Annotated in this window: 22 protein-coding genes and 1 tRNA gene; 12 read left to right on the forward strand and 11 right to left on the reverse strand. The window is 62.9% G+C overall.

Annotation, left to right across the window (positions count from 1 at the left end):
- Nucleotides 1-55: 55 nt before the first annotated feature.
- The 6 genes from AC5V87_RS10955 to AC5V87_RS10980 all read right to left on the reverse strand — a co-directional run bounded on the left by AC5V87_RS10955 (nt 56) and on the right by AC5V87_RS10980 (nt 6,169).
- Nucleotides 56-1,249 carry a CaiB/BaiF CoA transferase family protein gene (locus AC5V87_RS10955; RefSeq protein WP_495370965.1) on the reverse strand — a complete coding sequence of 398 codons (1,194 nt, stop codon included), beginning with the start codon at nt 1,247-1,249 and terminating at the stop codon, nt 56-58.
- A gap of 36 nt (nt 1,250-1,285) precedes the next feature.
- Entirely contained in the window at nt 1,286-2,215 is a 930-nt protein-coding gene (locus AC5V87_RS10960) for a glycine reductase (protein WP_495370966.1), read from the reverse strand.
- Between the two features lie 297 nt (nt 2,216-2,512).
- A complete protein-coding gene (locus AC5V87_RS10965; RefSeq protein WP_456840100.1) occupies nt 2,513-3,094 on the reverse strand; it encodes an NUDIX hydrolase in 582 nt (193 codons plus the stop codon).
- 73 nt (nt 3,095-3,167) lie between these two features.
- On the reverse strand, nt 3,168-3,611 hold the full coding sequence (locus tag AC5V87_RS10970) for a GNAT family acetyltransferase (RefSeq protein WP_495370967.1): 444 nt from the start codon (nt 3,609-3,611) through the stop codon (nt 3,168-3,170).
- On the reverse strand, nt 3,608-5,035 hold the full coding sequence (locus tag AC5V87_RS10975) for an FAD-binding oxidoreductase (protein ID WP_495370968.1): 1,428 nt from the start codon (nt 5,033-5,035) through the stop codon (nt 3,608-3,610). Before AC5V87_RS10975 ends, AC5V87_RS10970 begins: the two co-directional genes overlap by 4 nt.
- A 144-nt stretch (nt 5,036-5,179) precedes the next feature.
- The gene (locus AC5V87_RS10980) at nt 5,180-6,169 is read right to left on the reverse strand and encodes an L-threonylcarbamoyladenylate synthase (protein ID WP_495370969.1); all 990 of its coding nucleotides are present in this window, start codon (nt 6,167-6,169) and stop codon (nt 5,180-5,182) included.
- Between the two features lie 68 nt (nt 6,170-6,237).
- On the opposite strand from AC5V87_RS10980, the gene AC5V87_RS10985 reads away from it, so the two are divergent.
- The 3 genes from AC5V87_RS10985 (at nt 6,238) to AC5V87_RS10995 (ending at nt 9,139) form a co-directional block, all read left to right on the forward strand.
- A tRNA-Pro gene (locus AC5V87_RS10985) sits at nt 6,238-6,314 on the forward strand.
- 267 nt (nt 6,315-6,581) lie between these two features.
- Entirely contained in the window at nt 6,582-8,588 is a 2,007-nt protein-coding gene (locus tag AC5V87_RS10990; protein ID WP_495370970.1) for an ATP-dependent nuclease, read from the forward strand.
- A gap of 14 nt (nt 8,589-8,602) precedes the next feature.
- Nucleotides 8,603-9,139, forward strand: a complete 537-nt coding sequence (locus AC5V87_RS10995) for a hypothetical protein (protein ID WP_495370971.1) — start codon at nt 8,603-8,605, stop codon at nt 9,137-9,139.
- Between the two features lie 154 nt (nt 9,140-9,293).
- Here AC5V87_RS10995 and AC5V87_RS11000 read toward each other — a convergent pair whose 3' ends face one another.
- From AC5V87_RS11000 to AC5V87_RS11015, 4 genes are all read right to left on the reverse strand, one after another.
- A complete protein-coding gene (locus AC5V87_RS11000; protein WP_495370972.1) occupies nt 9,294-10,580 on the reverse strand; it encodes a hypothetical protein in 1,287 nt (428 codons plus the stop codon).
- A 60-nt stretch (nt 10,581-10,640) separates the two neighbouring features.
- Nucleotides 10,641-11,057 (reverse strand): helix-turn-helix transcriptional regulator, encoded by a 417-nt coding sequence (locus AC5V87_RS11005; RefSeq protein WP_495370973.1) that lies wholly within the window; start codon nt 11,055-11,057, stop codon nt 10,641-10,643.
- A 376-nt stretch (nt 11,058-11,433) separates the two neighbouring features.
- Entirely contained in the window at nt 11,434-11,760 is a 327-nt protein-coding gene (locus AC5V87_RS11010; protein WP_456840034.1) for a hypothetical protein, read from the reverse strand.
- A 195-nt stretch (nt 11,761-11,955) separates the two neighbouring features.
- Complete coding sequence (locus tag AC5V87_RS11015) at nt 11,956-12,180, reverse strand: hypothetical protein (RefSeq protein WP_456840033.1); 225 nt, start codon at nt 12,178-12,180, stop codon at nt 11,956-11,958.
- 228 nt (nt 12,181-12,408) lie between these two features.
- On the opposite strand from AC5V87_RS11015, the gene AC5V87_RS11020 reads away from it, so the two are divergent.
- The 6 genes from AC5V87_RS11020 (at nt 12,409) to AC5V87_RS11045 (ending at nt 18,472) form a co-directional block, all read left to right on the forward strand.
- The gene (locus tag AC5V87_RS11020) at nt 12,409-13,368 is read left to right on the forward strand and encodes an N-carbamoyl-D-amino-acid hydrolase (protein ID WP_495370974.1); all 960 of its coding nucleotides are present in this window, start codon (nt 12,409-12,411) and stop codon (nt 13,366-13,368) included.
- Nucleotides 13,369-14,106: 738 nt separating this feature from the next.
- Nucleotides 14,107-15,207: an IS4 family transposase gene (locus tag AC5V87_RS11025; protein WP_456836948.1), complete on the forward strand. Its 1,101-nt coding sequence runs from the start codon at nt 14,107-14,109 to the stop codon at nt 15,205-15,207.
- A gap of 502 nt (nt 15,208-15,709) precedes the next feature.
- Nucleotides 15,710-16,330 (forward strand): TetR/AcrR family transcriptional regulator, encoded by a 621-nt coding sequence (locus AC5V87_RS11030; protein WP_495370975.1) that lies wholly within the window; start codon nt 15,710-15,712, stop codon nt 16,328-16,330.
- A 53-nt stretch (nt 16,331-16,383) separates the two neighbouring features.
- Nucleotides 16,384-17,577 (forward strand): MFS transporter, encoded by a 1,194-nt coding sequence (locus tag AC5V87_RS11035; RefSeq protein ID WP_495370976.1) that lies wholly within the window; start codon nt 16,384-16,386, stop codon nt 17,575-17,577.
- Between the two features lie 131 nt (nt 17,578-17,708).
- The gene (locus AC5V87_RS11040) at nt 17,709-18,128 is read left to right on the forward strand and encodes a DUF4118 domain-containing protein (RefSeq protein WP_456840029.1); all 420 of its coding nucleotides are present in this window, start codon (nt 17,709-17,711) and stop codon (nt 18,126-18,128) included.
- Nucleotides 18,129-18,262: 134 nt separating this feature from the next.
- On the forward strand, nt 18,263-18,472 hold the full coding sequence (locus tag AC5V87_RS11045) for a hypothetical protein (protein WP_456840028.1): 210 nt from the start codon (nt 18,263-18,265) through the stop codon (nt 18,470-18,472).
- A gap of 242 nt (nt 18,473-18,714) precedes the next feature.
- Here AC5V87_RS11045 and AC5V87_RS11050 read toward each other — a convergent pair whose 3' ends face one another.
- Nucleotides 18,715-19,692 (reverse strand): LysR family transcriptional regulator, encoded by a 978-nt coding sequence (locus AC5V87_RS11050; protein ID WP_456840027.1) that lies wholly within the window; start codon nt 19,690-19,692, stop codon nt 18,715-18,717.
- Nucleotides 19,693-19,810: 118 nt separating this feature from the next.
- On the opposite strand from AC5V87_RS11050, the gene AC5V87_RS11055 reads away from it, so the two are divergent.
- The 3 genes from AC5V87_RS11055 to tkt are packed head-to-tail and all read left to right on the forward strand — an operon-like array spanning nt 19,811 to nt 23,773.
- A complete protein-coding gene (locus tag AC5V87_RS11055) occupies nt 19,811-20,848 on the forward strand; it encodes a class 1 fructose-bisphosphatase (protein WP_495370977.1) in 1,038 nt (345 codons plus the stop codon).
- A gap of 11 nt (nt 20,849-20,859) precedes the next feature.
- Nucleotides 20,860-21,735, forward strand: coding sequence for a phosphoribulokinase (locus AC5V87_RS11060; RefSeq protein ID WP_456840025.1), 876 nt, complete (start codon nt 20,860-20,862; stop codon nt 21,733-21,735).
- 16 nt (nt 21,736-21,751) lie between these two features.
- The gene (gene tkt / locus AC5V87_RS11065) at nt 21,752-23,773 is read left to right on the forward strand and encodes a transketolase (RefSeq protein ID WP_456840024.1); all 2,022 of its coding nucleotides are present in this window, start codon (nt 21,752-21,754) and stop codon (nt 23,771-23,773) included.
- Nucleotides 23,774-23,778 lie beyond the last annotated feature (5 nt).

Raw genomic sequence — 23,778 nt, forward strand, 5'->3', positions numbered from 1 at the left:
CGGATCTGCGCTTGTGCTTGTCCGGAACGACAGTTTGGAGTTTGTGGCTGCGTCCTCACACAATCTCGCGCGCCCTGAGCGCCGCGATCTCCGCCGCATCGAAGCCCAGCTCGCCAAGCACTGCGTCCGTATCCGCTCCTAATTCCGGCGCCATCCGGTCCAGCCGTCCGCCGCCATGCGCGAGCTTGAATCCGCTGCCGGCGAAGCGCAGACGGCCGTAGGGCGTATCCAGCTCCTGGATGGCGCCGCGCGCCTTGATTTGCGGATGGTCGATGACCTCCTCGACCCTCCAGATGCTGGCGCAGGGCGCGCCGGCGTCCTCGAGGATTTTCTCCCATTCGCGCGCCGGCCGTTTTGCGAGCGCCTCCTCGATGATGGCACGCAGGGCCGGCTCGTTCTCGTTGCGCGAGAACCAGTCGGCAAAGCGCGGATCGGAGAGCGTATCCTCACGGCCGAGCGTGGACATCAGCGCGCGGTACTGCTTCTCGTTGTTGACGGCGAGCAGGATGTAGCCGTCACCGGCCTTGAACAGGTTCGCGGTGGTCTTGCGGCTGACCGCCTGGTTGCCCGACAGCTGCTGGCGATGACCGGCGACCGACCAGTCAGCGATCTGGCCCGAGAGGAACGCCATCGTCGCCTCCAGCATGGAGACGTCAATGAGCTGACCCTTGCCGGTGCGGTCGCGCTGGTACAGCGCGCTCGACACGCCGAACGCGGCGGTCGCGCCCGAGAGCACGTCGCATACCGCAAAGCCCGCGCGCGTCGGCCCGGTCTCGGGATGGCCGGTGATCGCCATGATGCCCGACAGCGCCTGCATCTTGCCGTCATAGCCGGGCCGCAAACGATCCGGCCCGGTCTGGCCGAAGCCTGACACCGCGCAATAAATCAGCTTGGGATTGACCGCCGACAGCGCCTCATATCCGATGCCAAGCTTGTCCATCACGCCGGGGCGGAAATTCTCCATGACCACATCGACCGTTGCCGCAAGTTTCTTCACGATCGCGATCGCATCGGGCTTTTGCAGGTCGAGCGTCAGGCTGCGCTTGTTGCCGTTGATGGCCTGGAACGCCGGAGCCAGCCCGCGCTCGGCCCATTCGCGGGACAGCGGCGTGCGGCGCATGTCCTCGCCCTCGCGCCGCTCGACCTTGATGACGTCGGCCCCCAGCAGCGCGAGCTGGTAGCTCGCATAGGGGCCGGCCAGCACTTGCGTGAAGTCCAGGATCTTCACGCCCTCGAACGGTCGCGTCACGTCGCTCTCCCCATTGCTTATCGTTATCGGAGGATGTCAGGCGGCGCGGTTGCCGCGCGCGATCTCCTTCTGCTTGTCGAATTCGGCGCGGCGGCGCGCCAGCTCTTCCGGCGAAAGCTGCGCGACATTGTTGTAGTCGAGCTTCCAGGAGGCATCCTCGCTCCAGCGCAGCGGCGACTGCATCGTGGTCTGCGGCCCGCTCGCGGTCTCCAGCAACTTCAAGGCCAGCTCCAGCGTCTGCGCCTGCGAGGCGACATCGTGCGGCTTGCCGGCGGAATTGCCGAGCGGGAAGTCGCTGAACAAAAACCGCGGCACGGCGGCGTGCTCGACGATGTCCTTGGCGCAGCCCATGATCACCGTCGAAATGCCGTTCCGCTCCAGGTGCCGCGCCACCAGCGCGGTGGTCTGGTGGCAGACCGGGCAGTTCGGGACCAGCACCGCGACGTCGACCTTGTCGGCCAGGCAGCGCGAAAGAATCTCCGGCGCGTCGGTGTCGATCGTGACGCGATGGCTGCGGTTGGTCGGCGCGCCGAAGAAGCGCGGGGCGACTTCGCCGATCCGTCCCGCCGCGCTCGCCTTCAACAGCTGCGGCAGCGGAAACCAGGTGCCGCTGTCGGTGGCCGAGGTGTGCTTGCGGTCGTAGCCGATATGCGAGATGCGCAGGTCGTGCTGCTTCGAGGTGTCGCCGTCATAGACCTGGTAGAACTTCGCGCTGCCATTATACGCCGCGCCCGGACCCTGGTCGCCCTTGTCAGGATCGTACGGCGCCGCCGTCGTGATGATGGTCACAAGCGATTGCGCAAGCGCCTTTTTCAGCGGCCGGAACGGCGCCTCGGTGTAATGCGCCCAGCGATACGGCGTGGTGTAGCCGATCGCCGCGTAATAATCCCGCGTGCGCTGCATATAAGGGACGGGGGAATCATAGTCGGGCGCAAAGCCGAATTCGTCGTCGCGCGGAGCGGACATGGGCGCGTCTCCTGGTTCTTGGTTGAGGCCAGACTAGAGATAGTTTTGCGGTTGCTCAACGGGGAGCAGGGCGGCGCAGGTCAGAATTGCAGCCGACGATGAAGCCGCGCGCACGGTGTCACTTACCCTCCCCTGGAGGGGGAGGGTCGATCGCGCACAGCGCGAGCGGGGTGGGGTGATCTCTCCACACGGGCACTGTTCGTTGCGGAGAGACCGTCACCCCACCCCGTCTCGCATCTTCGCTACGCTCAGATGCGAGCCGACCCTCCCCCTCCAGGGAAGAGGCGCCGGCATCACCTACCTGAAAACGTGCAGCGCGGCGTATTGCAGCAGCATGATCGCCTTCGCGTCGATGATGCGGCCGTCCGCGATCATCGCCAGCGCCTCGTCGATGCCGAGCTCCAGCACCTCGATGTCCTCGCCCTCATGCGCGAGGCCGCCGCCGTCGCTCACCCGCATCGAAGGCTCGTACTCGGCGACGAAGAAATGCAGCTTCTCGGTGATCGCACCGGGGCTCATGAAGGCCTCGAACACCTTGTGCACATGGTGCAGGCGATAGCCGGTCTCCTCCTCCGCCTCGGCGCGGATGCGCTCTTCCGGCGAAGCATTGTCCAGCACGCCGGCGGCGGCTTCGATCAGGAGATCGTCGTAGCCGCGGATGAATGCCGGCAGGCGGAACTGACGCACAAGGATCACGCTGCGGCGGGCAAGGTTGTAGGGCAGCACGGCCGCGGCGTTGTCACGCTCATAGGTCTCGCGATGCTGGGTCTGCCATTCGCCATTGGCGCGGCGGTACTCGAACGTGGTGGTCTTCAGGGGCGTCCAATTGTCCGAGAGCACGCGGACGTCCTTGATGCGGACGCGGTCGGAAATGGTCATGGCTGTCCTTCTTTTCTTCACCTCGCCCCGCTTGCGGAGCGAGGGAGAGCGCAGCTGCGCCCGGGGCCGCAGCTCAGTTGCTTGGCGTGGTCGCGCGGCCGTCGAGCCACTTCTGGAACATCACGGAGGTGGAGAGCTCGAAGCCGAGCGAGCTATAGAACGCATTCGCCGGTGCATTCTCGCGCCGCACGAGCAGCTGGAGCTTCGATATCCCGGCCGCCCGCAGCCAGTCCTCGGCCGCCGCCATGATGACGCGGCCGTAGCCGCGCTTCTGGCACTCGGGGTCGACGGCGACGTAATAGACCCAGCCGCGATGGCCGTCATGGCCGACCATGACGGTGGCGACGATTGCGCCACCATCGCGGCCGATCAGCACGGTCGAGTTGTCGCGCCGGCGCGCCAGCGCGATGTCGGCGTGCGGATCGTTCCAGGGCCGCGTCAGGCCGCAGCGCTGCCACAGCGCCACGACGTTCTCGACGTCGGCATCCCCGATCGCATCGATCGCAAGAATACTCACAGCACCTTCCCCGGATTCATGATGCCGAGCGGGTCGAGCATCGCCTTGATCGACCGCATCAGCTCGATGGCGGTCTTGTCCTTGACCTCGGGCAGCTCGTCGCGCTTGAGCACGCCGATGCCGTGCTCGGCCGAGATCGAGCCGCCCATGCGCAGCACGATCTCGAACACCACCGCGTTCATCTCGTGCCAGCGCGCGAGAAAATCCGCCGTGTTGGCGCCGATCGGCTGGCTGACATTGTAGTGCAGATTGCCGTCGCCGAGATGGCCGAACGGCACCGGCCGTGCGCCCGGGATCAGCTTGACGACGGCAGCATCGGCCTCCGCGATGAAGGCGGGCACGGCGGCGACCGGCACGGAGATGTCGTGCTTGATCGAGCCGCCCTCCGGCTTCTGCGCCGCCGACATTTCCTCGCGCAGCTTCCAGAAATTGTTGCGCTGGGCGAGGCTGGCCGCGATCACGGCGTCGTCGACGATCTCCTCCTCCATGGCGCGGGCCAGGATCGTCTCCAGCGGCGTGCGGGCGTCCTCGCTCGGCGAGGACAGCTCCATCAGCACGTACCAGGGATGTTTTTCCGCCAGCGGATCGCGCACGTCGATGCCGTGACGCACCGAAAAATCCACCGCCATCTGCGAGAGCAGCTCGAAGCTCGTCAGCGCGTTGGCGGCCTCGCTCTGCGCGATCGTCAGCAGCTTGAGCGCCGCCTCCGGCGACTTCAGCCCGACATAGGCGGTCTCGACCGCCCGCGGCTTGGGGAACAGCTTGAGCGTCGCCGCGGTGATGATGCCGAGCGTGCCTTCGGCGCCGATGAACAGGTTATGCAGATTGTAGCCGGTGTTGTCCTTCTTCAGCTTCGACAGCACGTTGAGCACACGCCCGTCGGCGAGCACCACTTCCAGCCCCAGCGCCATCTCGCGCGCGACGCCATAGGCGAGCGCGGCGGTGCCGCCGGCATTGGTGGAGAGATTGCCGCCGATGGTGCAGCTGCCTTCGGCGCCGAGCGACAGCGGAAACAGCCGGTCCGCGTCGGAGGCCTTCTGCTGCGCGACCTGCAGCACCACGCCGGCCTCGCACGTCATGGTGTTCGAGGCGGTGTCGACCTCGCGGATCTTGTCGAGGCGGCGCAGCGACACCACCACCTCGCCATTGTGCGGCGTCTGCCCGCCGACGAGACCGGTATTGCCGCCCTGCGGCACCAGCGCGATCCTGTGCGCGGAGGCGAGCTTGCAGATTTCGGAGACTTCCGCGGTCGAGCCCGGGCGCAGCACCAGCGGCGTGCGGCCGTGGAACAAATTGCGCTCTTCGGTGACGTAGGCCTCGATGTCGGCCGCATCGGTGATCCCGTGGCGATCGCCGACGATCTTGCGGAATTGCTCGATCAGCTCGGGCGCAAGCGGAGGGGCGGCGGATTGATTGATGTTCATGTCGTCTTCTTTCATCCCGCGTTCTAAGCATGATCCGGACCCGAAGGGCTGCGTTAGCGCAAAGTGCGAAGCGGTTTTCCGGAAAGATCATGCGTAAACAGCAACCTAAAGCGCGATGACGATTCATCCAATGCTCATCGCGCTTTAACGCGCAACTGCCGCGCGCCGCAGCCGGTCATTGATCGCTTCGCCCAAGCCTTCCTCGGGGATCGCCATCACTGCGATCGCCTTCGGTGCCTTCGCATCGAGCGTGCGAAGATAGCCGAACAGATTGGCGGCGGCTTCATCGAGATCAGCCGCGAGCGACAGATTCATGACGGCCGCGGCCGCCTCCATGCCCGGCAGACGCGCAGGCCCGAACGCCAGCAGCGCTTCACCCGGCGCGACGTCCTGCGCGTGCAGCCGCACATGGGCGCGCGGCGCGTAATGCGAGGCCAGCATGCCCGGCGCCAGCGGCTGGCTGTCGTCGCTCTCGGCGTCCGCCGGTGGCCGCGCCAGCGGCGCGCCGAGCACGGCCTCGATCCGGTCGCGCGACAGCCCGCCTGGCCGCAGCAGCATTGGCGCCTCGAAGCAGCCGACGATGGTCGATTCGACGCCGACCGCGACCGGCCCGCCGTCGATGATCAGGTCGATGCGCCCGGCAAGGTCGCTGGCGACATGCGCCGCCAGCGTCGGCGAGACGTGCCCGGAGATGTTTGCCGACGGCGCCACCACCGCTCCGCCAAAAGCGCGCAAAATCGCCTCGGCCACGGGGTGGGCGGGAATGCGGATCGCGACCGTGTCGAGGCCTGCGGTGGCGAGATCAGACACCGGGCAGTTCTCCGTCTTCGGCACCACCAGCGTCAGCGGCCCCGGCCAGAACGCCTCTGCCAGCTTCAGCGCGCGGCCGTCGAGCCGGCCGATGCGGCGCGCAGCGGCGATATCAGGCACGTGCGCGATCAGCGGATTGAACGCCGGCCGTCCCTTGGCGCTGTAGATATGGGCCACCGCGGCGGCGTTGGCGGCATCCGCGCCGAGCCCGTAGACCGTCTCGGTCGGAAACGCGACCAGCCCGCCGGCGGCCAAGGTCCGGGCGGCGGCTTCCGCGCCGGCCTCGCCGGCCGGCAAAATCAGTGTCTCGAGACCCGTTCTCACAGGGACAAAATTCCTCGGCTCGGCCGCTTGCAGTGCGTCAAACCCGACGCTATAAGCCGCCTTCTTGTCGGAGTGTGGCTCAGCCCGGTAGAGCACTGCGTTCGGGACGCAGGGGTCGCAGGTTCGAATCCTGCCACTCCGACCATTATTTTCAATGGCTTAAGCCTGTAGCATTTTCTGGGGCCCAAGGAAGGGCCCAAGAAATAATTACCTGCGCCCCCAGCGGATAGTACGCAGGGTGCGCGGATCTTCGATGGGGCTCCCTGGCCCGAAGGCGCCTCTTAGGCTGTGTCTGTGGACATTCGCGCGAAGTAGTCTCTCCAATAGTTCAATACCGTCGACCCATCCTTTCCTTACAGTTGCATCGCGATGTACGATCGCGTGATAGAAGTGTGGGGCTGGGGAACGATTCATGCTGCTTGCGAAGTTCCGTGTTCAGAATTTCCGTTCCGTGGAAGACAGTGGTGATATTGACGTAGCCAAATTGACATCGCTGGTGGGTCGTAACGAAAGCGGCAAGTCAAATCTTTTGTTGGCGCTTGCGACACTGAATCCGCCGGACAACCGTCGACCGCTTACGAAGATCAAGGATTTTCCACGCAGCAGGCGCATTGAGGACTGCAAGCCCGATACGCCCGTCGTTTGGTCTTGGTGGAAGCTCGATCAATCGGAAGTCGCTGAGCTAAAGAAGCTTCTGCCCAATACTTCTCATCTTGAAGAAGTCGCTATCGGCCGAGGTTACGAGCCGCCACTTTGGGTTTCCATCAAAGCAGATGAGCCAACGCTTGATGCGAAGAAAATAGCGGGAACATTCAGGCGCCTGAAGCCTGTTCTTGCGCCAAAACTGGAGGCGCTTGAAGATCCCCAAGCAGCAAATTGCGCAGCCGCTTGGACCGCGTTCGACGCAGCGACAAGTCCCGTCAATGACACGAAGCAGCAGCGAGCTTGGGCGACAACCCTGAAGACTACAGCCACGAATGTGCGTCAGGCGCTCGGTGCAGCGAATATAATGCTCGATGACTCACAAGACGAGCTACTTGCCGATATTGAAGCCATGGCTGACGCTGTCGTTGGCTTCGACGAAGCGTTGAAGAAAGCGCGTATCCTAGTCGAATCATGGCTTCCCAAATTTATCTATGTGTCAGATTTTCCTGAACTGCTTGGGCATCAAAATCTTGACCACTATGTCAATCATCGTGGGGAAGATCCAACAAAGAAGATGAGCGAGGAGAATTTCGCGAAGCTGGCCAAAGTAGCGGACTTCGACCCCGCATTCTTGCATAAGAACTTGAATGACTACGAAACTCGCGGACAGATTCTAAATCGGGCCGGTTCCTTGGTTACCGGCGAGATACGTCGCCTGTGGAAGGATCGGCAACTTACGGTTCGCTTCAATATCGACGGGCCCTATCTGTCGGTGCTCGTTTCTGATCCTAACTCGGATTATCCCGTTGAAATCAACCTGGACGAACGTAGCCGAGGCTTTCGTTGGTTTTTTGCTTTTTACATTACGTTTTCCGCGGATACTCAAGGCGGAAACGCGGACGGCGCTGTCCTGCTTCTGGACGAGCCCGGCCTATACTTGCATGCCAAGTCGCAAGAAAACCTTCTGAGGCATTTCCGCGAGGACTACAAAAATCAGATCATCTACACGACGCATTCGCCATTCATGGTGCCACCCGACGCAATCGAGATCGTGCGGACCGTAAATATCGATCCGGCAGCCGGAACTACTGTAACCAACACTCCAACGGGAGATTCCCGCACGCTGTTTCCGCTGCAGGCAGCTCTTGGCTACCATCTGTCTCAAACCTTGTTCATTGGGAACAACAACCTCATCATCGAAGGCATCACAGATTTTTGGATATTGTCGTCGGTAAGCGCACACCTGACCGCGATTGGTAAATCCGGTCTTCCGGAAGATCTGGTTCTGATGCCGGTTGGTGGTGCTGGCAAAGTGTCGTACATGGCTGCGCTGTTGTCGTCGCAAGATCTGAACGTACTGATCCTCCTTGACGATGATCGCGCCGGGCGTGAGACATTCGAAGATCTCGTAAAGAATAAGCTCCTCAAGCCGACAGAGATTACCTTTGTAACCGAGGCATTCGATGTTCCCCCTAAAGAGGCTGACATCGAGGACTTGCTCGACCAATCGGTCTATGAGGCGCTCGTCGGCGACACTTACAAAGCGGAATTGAAGGGTAAAAAGCTCGTGCTTAACCCGAATATACCTCGAATAGTGAAGCGCTACGAAGATGCGTTTGAAGCCATAGGCTTGAAGTTCAATAAGACCAGACCGGCGCGGGAATTCATGGCGCGTATGACGACGCAGCCCTCGAAGATGCTGCCCGATGATCAGCGCTTCGTGAAGGTATTCTCTATCCTGAGCGAGAAGTATTCAAAGCTCTTGAAGCAGTAGCCCCGGGCAGGCACATGCTTTCGATTGCCGATATTCAAAAAGACCTCCCGGGGTGGCCGCAGGATGTCATTGAGCAATGGTTGCTTTACTTCGCCAATGAACCCGACTGCGGTTGGCCACCTCCCGATCCCTTAGGCGATCACCGCTGGAATGGTCTCCTTGGCGGACGACCGCTTTCCTGGTGGAAGAATGTTAAGTGGAAGAAGCAAAAAGTACGGTGCGAACTTGATGCTCTAACCGTCAAAGCTCGGGCGGATGTAACTGACCTGGTTTCCGGAATGAAAAGCGGTAATCTCGACGCGAGTACGAAGAGAAGGATCGCACAGCCGTGGCTCTATCTGAAAGACAACGCCCGTTTTCCAAGGGCGTTGGTCACCATGCAGAAGCCGGATGGCATTAGTCTGATTGATGGCACGCACAGGATGGCTGCATTCAGCCTCATCCAAGAATTGCCAAAGGCGGAATTTGACAAGATCCATAAACGCAAGGCGCCGCTCAAACAGCAGGTATGGATCGGTATGCACAGCGCTGGCGAAGTGCCGCTCACTTGAAGACGCCCAAGTAGATCTGGCCAGAAATGCTCGGTCTATTCGTGTTTCGTAGGACGAGACGAAAATAAGTCTGCGACTAACTCAACGGTCCATAGGTTAGATCCAAGCGAGGAAATACGACCGCTTCGCTTCGTTGCATTCTCGCGAGTTGCCTCTAGGCGCTTTCGCCTTCTTTCCTTGAAGCAACTTTGTCGAAGATAAAGAATTGAAGATAGAAGAGACATTTGATGAGATGATGCAACCTGTGCATTTCTCTATATGAGATCAGAAGCTGCCTAAGAAATAAAAGAAACGAAATTGATTCGCCTTTCTCCTCCTTGATGCCCTCCTTTCTCGGATAGTACGTCAATGTTTGGGATATCTCATCATAGTCGGTCTTGTGATGAGCGATAGCGTTTCGCAGTTTATTGTCGGCGCTCCCATCGATTAAATCGAACCAAGCATCGTCCACAAACTGGAGCTTGTTTCCGAACGGAACGTCTGCAAAGTCGTGCAGATTTTTCGGGGTGTAGTCTTTGCCACCCTTGGTTTTCCCAATCTCAGGCTGGAAGGCATTGTGATCGCCTCGCTTGAGGAGATTGTTGATGCCGGCCACCAGAACGAGCTGGCGTGAAATCACTTCGGATATGTCCTTATACAGATCCTTTGTACTTTCGAAGTCTGCATTCGAAACTCTCATCGCAACTGGGTTGTTCTCAAACTCTTGATCAAAGTCGAGAAAAAGCGCGGGTCTTAACGGAAGCTCAGCGTCGAGTATTCGAGGGTAAATACCAAGGCAATCTGCTTGGAGATTCTTGAGGAATGATGTGTCCATCATCTCCTCCATGAAGGCTTTCACGGCTTCGGGGCATCGCTTCATTATGTCGCCGATCGCTTGCTGAAATAGTTCAATCGCTTCGCTGTTCTGCCACGGGTAGTCGAAGGGCATCATGAAATTGCTGATCAGCGTGTAAAGAGCGGCGTTTATATCCTCCGGAGCGTCCGACTTTACCTCGATGCCGAAATTTCGCACCAGGCTCATCTTGAACGGCGTCAGTTTGCGTGAAGCATAGAGTTTGAGGATGAGCTTAAAAAAGCGTGCTTTGGACATCTCTTCATTGAGAAAGTTCAAACGATGATTATGGATCATCATGCCGTTCTGGTCCGTGCGAGCGAGGGCGCGCATGAACGGTGTTCTGCCCATCACATATTTTTCAAATGAGACTGGGAAATCGAGATGCAAATCGACGAAATTGATGTTCTCATCAAATGGGACTTTGTCTGGGATTTGTTTGGCTCCGACGAACTCTCCGGGGCCATCGTTGCGGACAATAATGTCGATAGGAGAGCCGCAGGTTTGGCAACAGAAGCGAAACGGTTGCTCATCACGATTCGACATGCCAATGCGGCAGTTAGTCGTATCTTCGCAGGTATCGCATTGGATGGCTATGTTGACGTTCATGACGATCGGTTGCCGTGCTATTCGGGAAATCCAAATGCGTCACACATAGGTGGCCGCGTATCAGTTGTCGTGTTTGGCCAGCCCCGCCTGAACTAGATTCATGACTTCCATTGCCACCGAGGTCTCTACCTCCGCATCAATGATGAGGCGCGTTCGACCGCCGAGCGAAGTGATAGCTTGAGCTATCTGAACCGCGGGCGGCTTGTGTGTTGGGGGCAGTAGGTTTTCCGGTTGGACACCCAGGGCCTTTGCAATGTAACCGAGGTTAGTCCAGTTCGGTTCGTTTTCGCCGCGGCAGTACGCACTGACCAGGTGCCGACCCACGATGTATCGCTTGCCGTTCTTGCGATGAGTCTCAGGCACGAACTTGCTCGCCTCCCGAGCGAGCTCGGCGGCGGACCACTGCCGCTCGTCGAGCAAACGTTTAAGGCGATGCGCGAACGCGACAAGATGGTCTTTGGGTAGATTGGCAGGCATCCCCGAAATCTAATTGGTAGGAAAGCTCCTTACCATACCTGCCATGCCTGCGCACGGGCCCAAGAAGGGCCCAAGAATGACGTGAACGAAAGCAGAAGATCGATCAGGAAGGCGCACAAAAATGGCAGAAAATTCAAGGGGCGCCGGGAAGCGCAGCGAGTTCGGGACGCAGGGGTCGCAGGTTCGAATCCTGCCACTCCGACCATTATTCCAAAAGTTGACGTTTTCCAGAGGCTTGGCGGATTGGCCGCCAGCGCCTCAGGTGTCTTTCTGCAACGATTTTCGGGACGGGTCCACGGCCGATTTGGCATGGGCGGGGCAGCCTGTTGCGGCGGCATGGCTTCCAGCGGCGGCCGAGGCCGCGCGAGCGGCATTGCTATCGCCGCGCCACCAGGACGCCCACCAAGAACGCCACCATCAGCGACGGCAGCGGGGCCTCGCGCACCATGCCGCGAACGATGTCCGTCCAGTGCTGATCCGGCGCCAGTCGCGGCGACCTGACCTCAGCCATCGGCGTCATGCCCCAGTCGGAAGCGAGCTCGGCGATCTCGCTCGACGCCAAACGCGAGCCGTCGCGGATGCGGAAGATGGCGGCATCTGATCGCTCGCGCTCGCCGAGCGCCATCAGCGTCGCGATCGCGCTGCGCAACGTCATCTCGCCAAAGCCTTGCAGCCTCACCGACTCCTCAGGGTCGGATGTCATGCGAAATCCCTCACAGCGCGAAATGGCGTGCGATGGCAAAGGCCGCCGTCGCGCACACGACCAGCGTGGATACCGCGCCAGCCACGCCGCGCGCGAGATCGGCTCGCGTCAGGTGCCTGCTCATGACCTTGCTCCATGCTCTCATGGAAATGGCGGCGGGACGCGTTGGTTCCTGGGCGGCGAGCGAATCGCCGGCTACTTCCGCAAGAGCTCGCTCAGCGCCGCCGTCGCTTCCGCGCAGCGGATGTCGTCGATCTCGCGCGACAGCCTGAGCGCGCTCGATCTCAGCTCGTCGAGCTTCCAGGTCTCCGGATTCTGGCCTTCGAGCTGGCTGAGACGCTTGTTGAGATCGTCCAGTCTCGACTGGAGCTGCCCGATGCTGGCAGCCCCATTCACTTTCCAAACGCGTTGTGCACGCATCGTCATTCCCCTGTCGTCCTCACGGCGTTGTGAGAGCGGTTCGTGGCCGGAATGGGAGTTTGTTTTGTCCGGCTTCAGATCGCGGGGAACCGTTGCAGATCGGCAACGAAAGTTCCGGTATTGTCGGCGAGCCGTCGCACGATGGTCCCGACGGGGGGTCCAAAGCGGCTGCGCGCGGTGCCTGGGCAACTCCAGGTCCGACGCGATCAGAAACGTAAGGAATGAGTCGTGGCGAGATTTGTGACTATTGCAGCCGGCCAGCTCGGCCCGATTGCGAGGAGCGAGACCAGGACCGCGGTGGTGGCGCGGCTGATGGCGTTGATGCGCGAGGCGCGCGCTTGCGGCTGCGACCTGATCGTCTATCCCGAGCTGGCGCTGACCACGTTCTTTCCGCGCTGGTACTTCGAGGACCAGGCCGAGGTCGACAGCTTCTTCGAGCGCGAGATGCCGGGCCCTGAGACGCAGCCGCTGTTCGATCTCGCGCGCGAACTCGGGATCGGCTTTTGCCTTGGCTATGCCGAGCTCGCGGTGGAGGCCGGAATCGTCAGGCGCTACAACACGTCCATTCTCGTGGACAAGAGCGGCGCGATTGTCCTGAAGTATCGCAAGGTCCATCTGCCCGGTCATGCCGAGCACGAGCCCTGGCGCGCGTTTCAGCATCTGGAAAAGCGCTACTTCGAGCCGGGTAGCGGCTTCGGCGTGGTCGATGCCTTCGGTGGCGTCATGGGCATGGCGATCTGCAACGACCGCCGCTGGAGCGAGACCTATCGGGTGATGGGTCTGCAGGGCGTCGAGATGTTGCTGATCGGTTACAACACGCCGGTGCACAATCCACCCGCGCCCGAGCATGACGATCTCTCGTTGTTTCATAATGGTCTGGTGATGCAAGCCGGTGCCTATCAGAACGGCACTTTCGTCGTCGGGGTCGCCAAGGCCGGTCTCGAGGAGGGCGTCGATCAGATCGGCGGCAGCTGCATCATCGCGCCCTCGGGCGAGATCATCGCGGCCTGCACCACCAAGGGCGACGAGATCGCGCTGGCGCGCTGCGACCTCGATCTCTGCAATTCCTACAAGCGCACCACCTTCAATTTCGACGTCCACCGCCAGCCGCGGGCTTACGGGATGATCGTCGAGCGGAAAGGCGTGACGACGATGGCGGATGGGACGCCGGTGCTGTCGAAGGGGTGATGCTTCCGCAGCCCGGATGGAGCGAAAGCGCAGTCCGGGGCCGCTCGCGCGGCATCTTGCACTGTGCCGGATTGGGCTGCGCTCCATGCGGGCTGGGGGACCGGCCTGTTTCGCTTCTCTGTCAACCCAGCGGCGCAAAAATATTCCGCTTTGCCGAAATTCGGATTTGTCGTATGTGTCGGCCATCCCGGCTCATCCTTGAGGGGCGATCATGAGGTCGTCATTGTCGCGAGCCGGGCTTTGCGGTGGACGCAGCAGCGTCGGGCGCGAGTGGCCAGAGGCAGGGCGGATTGCTCTCCGTGAGCCCTTAAGGCTTCGCGTGGACGGACGGCGCTGTCAGGTCGGTCTCGCCTGTAAGTTTCGCAGCCCCGTCGACAGGGCTGCGAAAACTGCGGCGAAATGGCGGGCCGTGCGTACGGCAAAACCGTGTGGTCCTGGCCGTCGTTGCTACGGTCAAGCTCTTGCGGATGCGGCAGTCGCGTCAACCGGCGCGATGGCCGGTGACTTTCGCGAGAGTGAGGGAGGCCAGAAGGAACTCGGCTCCCGGGAGAGCGCGGCATACGCCGTCCGACCATCGCGCAGGGAAGGCCGAGTGATTGGCACCACCTGTATGCTGCTGTGCGGTCTCCTTTGCGCTATCTCGCGCAGCAGACCGCGGGTGCGAGGTCAGCACCCGGCCTTCCCCATAGGCGTTAAGTTTATTCTTGAGTGTTGGAATCACACGTGATTCCAAGGGGCATGGCAGACGAATCGCTTCTAAATGAGGACTGGACGAGAGTGGTTGCGCAGCTGGGTGGGGCTGAGCAGCTTGAGATAAGCGCGCGCCAGACGAAGGCTTTCGCGCGGCGGCGCCAAATTCCAGACGCGGTGGCGTTGCTTCGGCTGATGCTGGCCTATTGTTTAGGGGAAAGAGGATTGAGATCGACAGCTGCGTGGGCGGCTTCTGTTGGCCTTGCGGACCTCAGCAGCGTGGCGTTGTTCTATCGCCTGCGTCAATGTGGCGATTGGTTTGCAGTGCTGGTGGAGAGCTTGCTCGATGCGGCAGCGCCGAAGGCGAGCCGAGGCCGCCTGATCCGCATCGTCGATGCGACGACAGTACCTCAGGCCGGGCCGACTGCCCGCAGGAGCAGTGAGCTTTGGCGGCTTCATAGTGCATTTGATCTGCCAAGTGAGCGCTTTGGTCACTTCGAGCTAACGGATCAGCAAGAGGGCGAAACGTTTGACCGGATACCAGTAGTCAAGAACGAGATCCGCATTGCTGACCGCGCTTATCTGCAACCTGACCGCATCGCGGCTGTCCGCGCGGCTGGTGCCGACGTTCTGATCCGAGCAGGCTGGAAGAACGCGCGCTGGCTTGATGCCCAAGGCCTTCCATTCGATCTGATGGCCCAATTGCGTGCGGCAAAGGCACGCGGACTGATCGATCGGAGGATTTGGATCAAACGCAAGGACGGGGCGCCTCTGGCTATGCGTCTGGTTGCGGTCAAGAAGCCCACCGGTGCGGCCGCGGCTTCGCGTCGTAAAGCTCGGCGAGACGCACGAGACGAAAACCGCATCATCTCCAAAGGGACTCTGGAAGCCGCGGATTGGGTCATTCTGGTCACGTCGCTCGCACGGGACGAGTTCTCCGCCAAGGATGTGCTTGCACTCTATCGACTGCGATGGCGGATCGAACTTGGCTTCAAGCGACTGAAAAGCCTGATTGGTCTCAAGACACCGCCTGGAACTGATCAGCGTTCGGCGAAGCCCTACCTGCTGGCTCACCTCTTGATTATCCTGCTGCTCGAGCCGCTTGTCCGCGACTTCGAGGACTCTCCCCACTGGAAGCAGGCCGCCTGACGACACCTGGCGGTTGGCGTATCTTGCAACAACTCGTTGCATCCTTGCTGCAAGCAATCATTCCACAACCAACCATCCGCCGCTTGCGCCGCAGTAAGCGAGCGCTCGGGCGGCACCTGCGCGAGCCTCCCCGAAAACGTCAATATCAATCAATGCTTGCGCTACCTTAACGCCTATGCGGCCTTCCCTGCGCCCTCTTGGCTTAGAGGGTGGAGAGATCAAGCAAAGCTCGGGCGAATTGGGCCGCGAGGGCGAATACGCATGTCGGTAACCACACGCTCGCTGTCATCGCCCGGCCTTGACCGGGCGATCCAGTATTCCGAGGCGGTCGTGATTGAATCGATAGGCCGCGGCGTACTGGATTCCCCGCCTTCGCGGGGGAATGACGGAGTTGGGAGAACGAAGCCCGCGCCGCTTACGAGAGTTGCGGGCTCCGCAAAACGGCCACCTCATCACAACCACGTGTCTTTATTAGGAAACAATCATTCCCTATTATACTGCAATGCAAAAGGCAGCCCGCCGATCCCAGCCCACAGCCCGTCCGCCCGGTCGTCCCCGGGAGTTCGACATGGATACTGCGCTCGACCGCGCCGTGCGCGTGTTTCGCGAGCGCGGCTATCATGCCACCTCGATCGGCGACCTCACCGCGGCGATGCGGCTCGCCACCGGCAGCGTCTACAAGGCATTTCGCGACAAGCATGCGGTGTTCCTCGCCGCCTTCGAGCGCTACACGGCGATGCGCCAGGAGCAGACCCGCAGCGCGGCGGCGCGCGGCGAAAACGGCCGCGAGCGGCTGCGCAGCGTGCTGCTGTCCTACGTCGCGCATTCGCAGGGCATCGAGGGGCGGCGCGGCTGCCTCGTGGTCGGCAGTGCGGTCGAGCTGTCGGCGGTCGATACCGCGGTCGCCGCCCGCGTCCGCGCCCAGCTCGAGAGCAATGAGAGCTTCATCGCCGGCCTCATCCGCGAGGGGCAGGCGGACGGCTCGATTCCCGGCCATGTCGAGCCCGACGACACCGCGCGGCTGATGATCTGCATCACGCAAGGCATGCGCGTCGTCGGCAAGGCGCGCCTGCTGCTCGACGGAATGCGCCTCGTCGGCGTCGCGATGAAGCTGCTCGCCTGAATTTATGTCTTATTAGGGAATGATCGTTCCCGATTAGTTGGAGACCACGTGAAATGACGATGAATGCCACGATCGAGATTGCGCCCAGGCCGGGTGCGGTGTCGCAGCGACTGACCTTCGTGCTGGCGGCGGCCTGTGGCATGGTCGCCGCCAACATCTACTACGCCCAGCCGCTGATCGCCCCGATCAGCGCCGCGCTCGGCCTGTCTCACGAAGCGGCCGGGCTGATCGTGACCATGACGCAGATCGGTTACGGCGTCGGGCTGCTCTTCATCGTGCCGCTCGGCGACCTCATCGAGAATCGCGCGCTGATCTGCTCCGTCATCACGCTCGGGACGGCTTCGCTGCTCGCCGCCGCGTTCGCTACCCACGCGATGCCGTTCCTGATCGCGGCGCTGTTCATCGGCCTCGGCTCGGTCGCGGTGCAGATCATCATTCCCTATGCCGCGCACCTGGCGCCCGAAGCGATCCGCGGCCGCGTCGTCGGCAACGTCTCGACCGGGCTGATGCTGGGCATCATGCTCGCGCGCCCGGTCTCGAGCTTCGTCACGGCGGCTCTGTCCTGGCACGCCGTGTTCTTCTGCTCGGCCGCATTGATGATCGTGCTCGCGGCCGTGCTGTGGATGGCGCTGCCGAAGCGCAAGCCGGTCGCGCGCATGCATTACGGCACGCTGCTGCTGTCGATGCCGCATTTGGCCCTGACCACGCCGCTGCTCCGGCGCCGCGCGCTCTATCAGGCGAGCCTGTTCGGCTGCTTCACCCTGTTCTGGACGGTGGCGCCGCTCCAGCTCGCCAGTGAATTCGGCTTCACCCAGCGCGGCATCGCATTGTTCGCACTCGCCGGCGTCGCCGGTGTGTTCGCAGCTCCCATCGCGGGACGGCTCGCCGATCGCGGCCACAGCCGCATCGCGACGCGCGTCGCCATGCTGCTCGCCGCCGCCGGCTTTCTCGCGACCTATCTCGGTGCGCCCGGCTCGCTGCTGAACCTCGCCTGCCTCGTCGTGGCCGCGATCGCCATCGACATCGGCGTGCAGGGCAACGTCGTGCTCGGCTTCCGCGCCATCTTCGTGCTCGGGCACGAGCACCGCAGCCGCCTCAATGGCCTCTACATGGCGACGTTCTTCGCGGCGGGCGCAGCGGGCTCGGCGGTCGGCGCCTGGGCCTTTGCGCAGGGCGGCTGGATGCTCGCATCGGCCATTGGCCTTGCCCTGCCGGTCGCGGGCCTGCTCTACGCCGCCACCGAGTAGGGCCGCGATTGGTGCCATGCGGGCGTTTACCAAACCTCGGCCGCAGCCCCAATTTCGATCTCGCGATTCCCGCAGCGCTGTAGTACTTTGGTCGCAAGCGGCCTTGGTTAACGGGCGGCAGGGGGAGGCTGATGAGGCGTGCGGGACTGTTTGGCGTACCGCGAGTACGGCCATGGTCGTGGCAGGCGTTCCTGCTCGGAATCGGCGCCGTCGCAGCGTCGGCTGCGATTCAAGGCATCTGCGTCGCGCTCGGCGCGAAGCTCTATTTCGCGGCATTCCTGCCCAGCCTGTTCGTGCTCGGCATCGTCGCCGGCGCGCCGGCGGCGGCGTTCGCGGCGCTGCTCACCGTGCCGCTGGTGTGGTGGGCGTTCATCCCGCCCTTCTTCGAGTTCATGCCGCTGACCAGCGCGAACGCGGATTCCATCAACCTGTTCTGCGTGCTCTCTGTGCTCCTGATCGGCCTTGCCGATCTCTGCCGCGAGACGATGGTGATCATCAGCCGCGGCGGGCTGAAGCCGTCGGGCGAAAGCGCGGCAACGAATTCGCAATAGATCGTCGGTGCGCGACCGCGCGCGTGGCACGTGCGCAACAGTCCGGCAACCATCGCGAGCTTGCCGCGCGCCGCTAACTTTTCGAAAAAGATTTGGCCGCAATTTCTCCCCCGGGAATGACGAGGGAGTTTTCAATGAACGGCCAAATAAACGGTCACGCCATCCTGGAGAATGTGCGCCGCTATCGCGGCATCGCATCGCTCTATCGCCAGACCGCCGCATTCCGCCCGGGCCAGAGCTGGTCGCTGCTGGAGCAGGCGAGGGATTGGGAAGCGCGCGCACTGTCGGAGCTGGAAGCCTATTTTGCCACGCGCGTGGAGTACGCCGCCCCGCTCGCGGCCTGATCGTTAACCGCGCCAGGCGGGGCGCGATCGGTCCGATCAGGGGCGGGCGGCCCGGGGCGACTACGGAGTTGTCTCGATGCCGGCTTGTGCTAGCACCCTATCGATCGATATCCGCTTCACGTCGGCCGGGGGCAAGCGATGACCACCTTCAACCGCATCTTCACGACGGAGCGTCTGCTCCAGATCATCGTGGTGCTGGCGGCGACCGTCGCCATGAAGCTCATGAGCTGAGCGCCGGCGAATTATCGTCCGCCGAATTCGGGCACGTCGGGCAGATAGTTCGAGCCTTCCGAGCCCAGGAAATCGAACATCGCCTGCGCCGGCGGCAGCAGCACCTTGTCGCTGCGGCGGATCACGTACCATTGCCGCACGATCGGCAGGCCGGCGACATCGAGCACGATGAGGCGGCCTTCGGCCAGCTCGTGCGCCACCGTGTGGGCCGAGATGAAGGCGATGCCGAGCCCGGCAATGACGGCCTGTTTGATGGTCTCGTTGCTGCTCATCTCCATGCCGATGATCGGCTCGAGATCCGACTTCTGGAACATGCCCTCCATCAGCGTGCGCGTGCCGGAGCCCGGCTCGCGGGTGAGGAAGGTCTCGTGCACGAGGTCGGTCAGGCTGAGGCCGGAATCCTGCTCCAGCCAGTGCCCCTTGCGCGCGACGATGATGTGCGGATTGCGGCCGAGCTGACGCACATCGACGCTGACATCGGGCGGCGGCCGGCCCATCACCGCGAAATCCAGGTCGTAGCCGTGCATGGCTTCGCGGATGTCCTCGCGATTGCCGATGGTGAGCTTGATCTCGATCTTCGGATATCGCTTCGAGAACGCCGCGATCGCATGCGGCACGAAGTATTTCGCGGTCGAGACCGCGCCGAGATGGACCGTGCCGCCGGTGCGCCCGGCGAGCAGGTCGAGCGCGCCCTGGCAGTCCATGATCGCAGCTTCGACGCGCTCGGCGAGCGCCAGCACTTCCCGGCCGGCCTCGGTCAGCAGCATGCCGTCGCCGGTCCGTTGCACCAGCGGCAATCCTGCGAGGTCCTGGAGCTGCCGCAGCTGCTGGGTCACGGCCGGCTGCGTCAGCCCCAGATGGCTGGAGGCCGCCGTGACGCTGCCCTTGGCCGAGAGCGCCGCGAGCGAGCGCAGCTGCCGGATCGTCAGATGCCGGAGCTGGGCTGCTGCGTGGCCGGGGCCATTATAAGAAAATTCTTTGGCACTCATTATGAATAGAAATTTTCCTTATTAAGCCGGCCCTGTCAATCTCATCGTGCTGGGACTGACCGCACCGACCTCCAGCGGGAGGGAACTGGATGCGGCGCCAGCAGGGGGATGGACGCAGATGACCGGGCAACTCAGGCTGGACGACCACCTTCAACGGTATTCCGAGACGGCGCCGCATGGGCCCGCTGTGGCGGCCGCAGTCGACGCCATCGCGGCAGCGGCGATCGAGATCACCGACCTCATCGCGACAGGCGATCTCGCCGACGCCTCCAGGCTGACCACCGGCCGCAACAGCGACGGCGACGTCCAGCGTGATCTCGATGTGCAGGCCGATGCGATCCTGCGCCGCTGCCTCGACAAGCTCTCGATCGCAGCGCTGGCGTCGGAGGAGATGCGCGAGCCGCAGATCGGCGACCGCGAAGCCAAGATCTGCGTCGCGATCGACCCGCTCGACGGCTCCTCCAACATCGACCTGAACATGACCGTCGGCACGATCTTTTCCATCCTGCCCGCGCCCGACGATCTGAGCCTTGCCTTCCATCAGCGCGGCTCGGCGCAGCTCGCTGCGGGCTTCGTCACCTACGGTCCACAAACCTCGCTGGTGCTGACGCTCGGCGACGGCGTCGACTTCTTCATGCTTGACCGCAAGGCCGGCTGCTTCCGCCTCGCCCGCAGCGCCGTGCAGATCTCCGAGGCGTGCGAGGAATTCGCGATCAACGCCTCCAACCGCCGGCACTGGGATCTGCCGGTGCGCGCCTTCATCGACGAATGCCTCGCCGGCGTCGAGGGCCCCGCCAATCATAATTTCAACATGCGCTGGATCGGCTCGCTTGTCGCGGAAGCCTACCGCATCCTCACCCGTGGCGGCGTGTTCCTGTACCCCTCGGACGCGCGTCCCGGCTATGGCGACGGTCGTCTGCGCCTCACCTACGAGGCGCATCCGATGGCCATGATCATCGAGCAGGCCGGCGGCTCGGCCTCGACCGGGCGCGAGCGCATCCTCGACCTGTCGGCGCAAAGCCTGCATCAACGCGTGCCGCTGATCATGGGCTCGAGCAACGAGGTGCGGCGTCTCGAGGAGCTGCATTGCGATCCGCTGCTGGTTGCCAGCGTCTCCGCGCCGCTGTTCGCGCGCCGCGGCTTCTTCCGGCTGTAGGAGGGCGTCCCATGTCCAGGAAGCATCCGATCATCTCCATCACCGGCTCCTCCGGCGCCGGCACCACCTCGGTCAAGAAGACCTTCGAGCAAATCTTTTTCCGCGAGAAGGTCAACGCCGTCTACATCGAGGGCGACGCCTTCCATCGCTACGACCGCGCCGAGATGCGCACGAAGATGGCCACGGAGGCCGAGCGCGGCAACAAGCATTTCAGCCATTTCAGCCCCGAGACCAATCTGTTCGAGGAGCTGGAGCGCGCGTTTCGCGACTATGGCGAGACCGGCACGGCGACGACGCGGCATTACGTGCACGACGCAGAAGAGTCCGCGCTGCACGGCGCGGCGCCCGGCACCTTCACCGAATGGAAGCGGCTGCCGGAGAATTCGGACTTGCTGTTCTACGAAGGCCTGCACGGCGCGGTGGTCACCGACAAGGTGAACGTCGCGCGCTATGCCGACCTCAAGATCGGCGTCGTGCCCGTCATCAATCTCGAATGGATCCAGAAGCTGCACCGCGACCGCAGCGCGCGCGGCTATTCGACCGAGGCCGTCACCGACACCATCCTGCGGCGGATGCCCGACTACATCCACTATATCTGCCCGCAATTCACCGAGACCGACATCAACTTCCAGCGCGTGCCGACGGTGGACACGTCTAATCCGTTCATTGCGCGCTGGATCCCGACGCCGGACGAATCGATGGTCGTGATCCGCTTCAAGAATCCGCGCGGCATCGACTTCCCGTATCTGCTCTCGATGCTGCCGCACAGCTGGATGTCGCGTGCGAACTCGATCGTGTGTCCGGGCGCAAAGCTCGATCTCGCGATGCAATTGATCCTGACGCCGCTGATCATGCAGCTGATCGAGCGCAAGCGCAGCTTGAAGTGAACGAGGAGAGACCCCGATGAACATTTCCGTCCACGCCGAAGCCGATCTCACCGCGGTCACGCACAACGATCTCGCCAATGCCGTCCGCTTCCTCGCGGTCGACGCCATCGAGGCCTCGCAGTCCGGCCATCCCGGCCTGCCCATGGGCATGGCCGACGTCGCGACCGTGTTGTTCCGGCGCTTCCTCAAATTCGACTCGGCCCATCCCAACTGGCCGGACCGCGACCGCCTCGTGCTGTCGGCCGGCCATGGATCGATGCTGCTCTATGCGCTGCTGCACCTCACCGGCGGTGCGGTCAGCCTCGACGACATCAAGTCCTTCCGGCAATGGGGCTCGAAGACGCCGGGGCATCCCGAATATGGCCACACGCCGGGTGTCGAGACCACCACGGGACCGCTGGGACAGGGCATTGCGACGGCCGTCGGCATGGCGCTCGCCGAGCGCATGGCCAATGCGCGGCACGGCGATGGCCTCGTCGATCACTTCACCTATGTCATCGCCGGCGACGGCTGCCTGATGGAGGGAATCAGCCAGGAAGCGATCTCGCTGGCCGGTCATCTCAAGCTCGGCCGCCTAATCGTGCTGTTCGACGACAACGGCATCTCTATCGACGGGGCGACCTCGCTTGCGACCTCGGACGATCAACTCGGACGCTTCGCCGCCTCCGGCTGGTCGGTTCGCCGCGTCGACGGGCACGATCCTGAAGCCGTTGCGCAGGCGATCGCGGAAGAGCGCGAAACCGCAAAGCCGTCGCTGATCGCCTGCCGCACCATCATCGGCTACGGCGCGCCAGATAGACAGGGCACCGAGAAGGCGCATGGCGCGCCGCTCGGCGCCGAGCAGACCGCGGCCGCGCGCCGAACTCTCGGTTGGGACTACCAGCCCTTCGTGGTGCCGATTCCGGTCGCGAAGGCGTGGCGGATGATCGGGCAGCGCGGGCAGGTCGCGCGTCTCGCCTGGCTCGACCGTTATGAAGGCGCAACGCCCGAGCAGCGTGACCTGTTCGTCGAGGGCAAGGCGGTTGCCTTGCCGAACGCCTACGCCCAGGCCTCGGCGAAATTGCGCGAACGCTTTGCCAGCGAGCGGCCGAAGCTCGCGACGCGGCAGGCATCGCAACAGGTGCTCGACGCCATCGCCGGAACCATTCCCGGGCTGATTGGGGGCTCTGCCGATCTGACGCATTCGAACCTGACGCACGCCGAGGCGCAAGTCCCGATCAAGAGTGACGCATTCGCCGGCGACTATATCCATTACGGCATCCGCGAGCACGGCATGGCCGCGGCGATGAACGGCCTCGCGCTGCATGGCGGCTTCATTCCCTATGGTGGCACCTTCCTCGCCTTCTCCGATTACAGCCGGCCGGCGATCCGCCTTGCGGCCCTGATGCGGCTGCGCGTCATCCATGTGATGACGCACGATTCCATCGGCCTCGGCGAGGACGGACCGACGCATCAGCCGGTCGAGCATCTCGCCGCGCTGCGGGTGATTCCGAATCTTCTGGTCTTCCGGCCGGCCGACGCGGTCGAAACGCTGGAGGCGTGGAACTGCGCACTGGAAGAGGAAGACCGTCCCTCTGTGTTGTGCCTGTCGCGGCAGGCGCTGCCGACCTTCCGTAGCGATGTCCGCGGTCGGAATCGGGTCGCCCGCGGCGCCTATCTCATCGTCTCGCCCGATGGCGGGCGCGACGTCACGCTGATGGCGACCGGCTCGGAAGTGTCGATCGCGTTGGAAGCGGCCCGGCTGCTTGCGACCGAGCACGTGCGTGCGGCCGTCGTTTCCGCGCCGTGCTTCGCGTTGTTCGAGGAGCAGCCGGACGACTACCGCGCCGCCGTGCTCGGCACCGCACCGCGAGTCGGCGTCGAGGCAGCAGTCGCCGGCGATTGGCATCGCTGGATCGGCAGTGACGGCGAGTTCGTCGGTATGCGCGGTTTCGGTGCTTCGGCGCCGGCGCCGGTGCTCTACCGCGAATTCGGCATCACGCCGCAAAGCGTTGCCGAAGCCGCCCGCCGGGCGATCGCCCGCGCCCGCAAGCAATAACAGGA

The organism is Bradyrhizobium sp. SOJA106, from assembly GCF_059448745.1.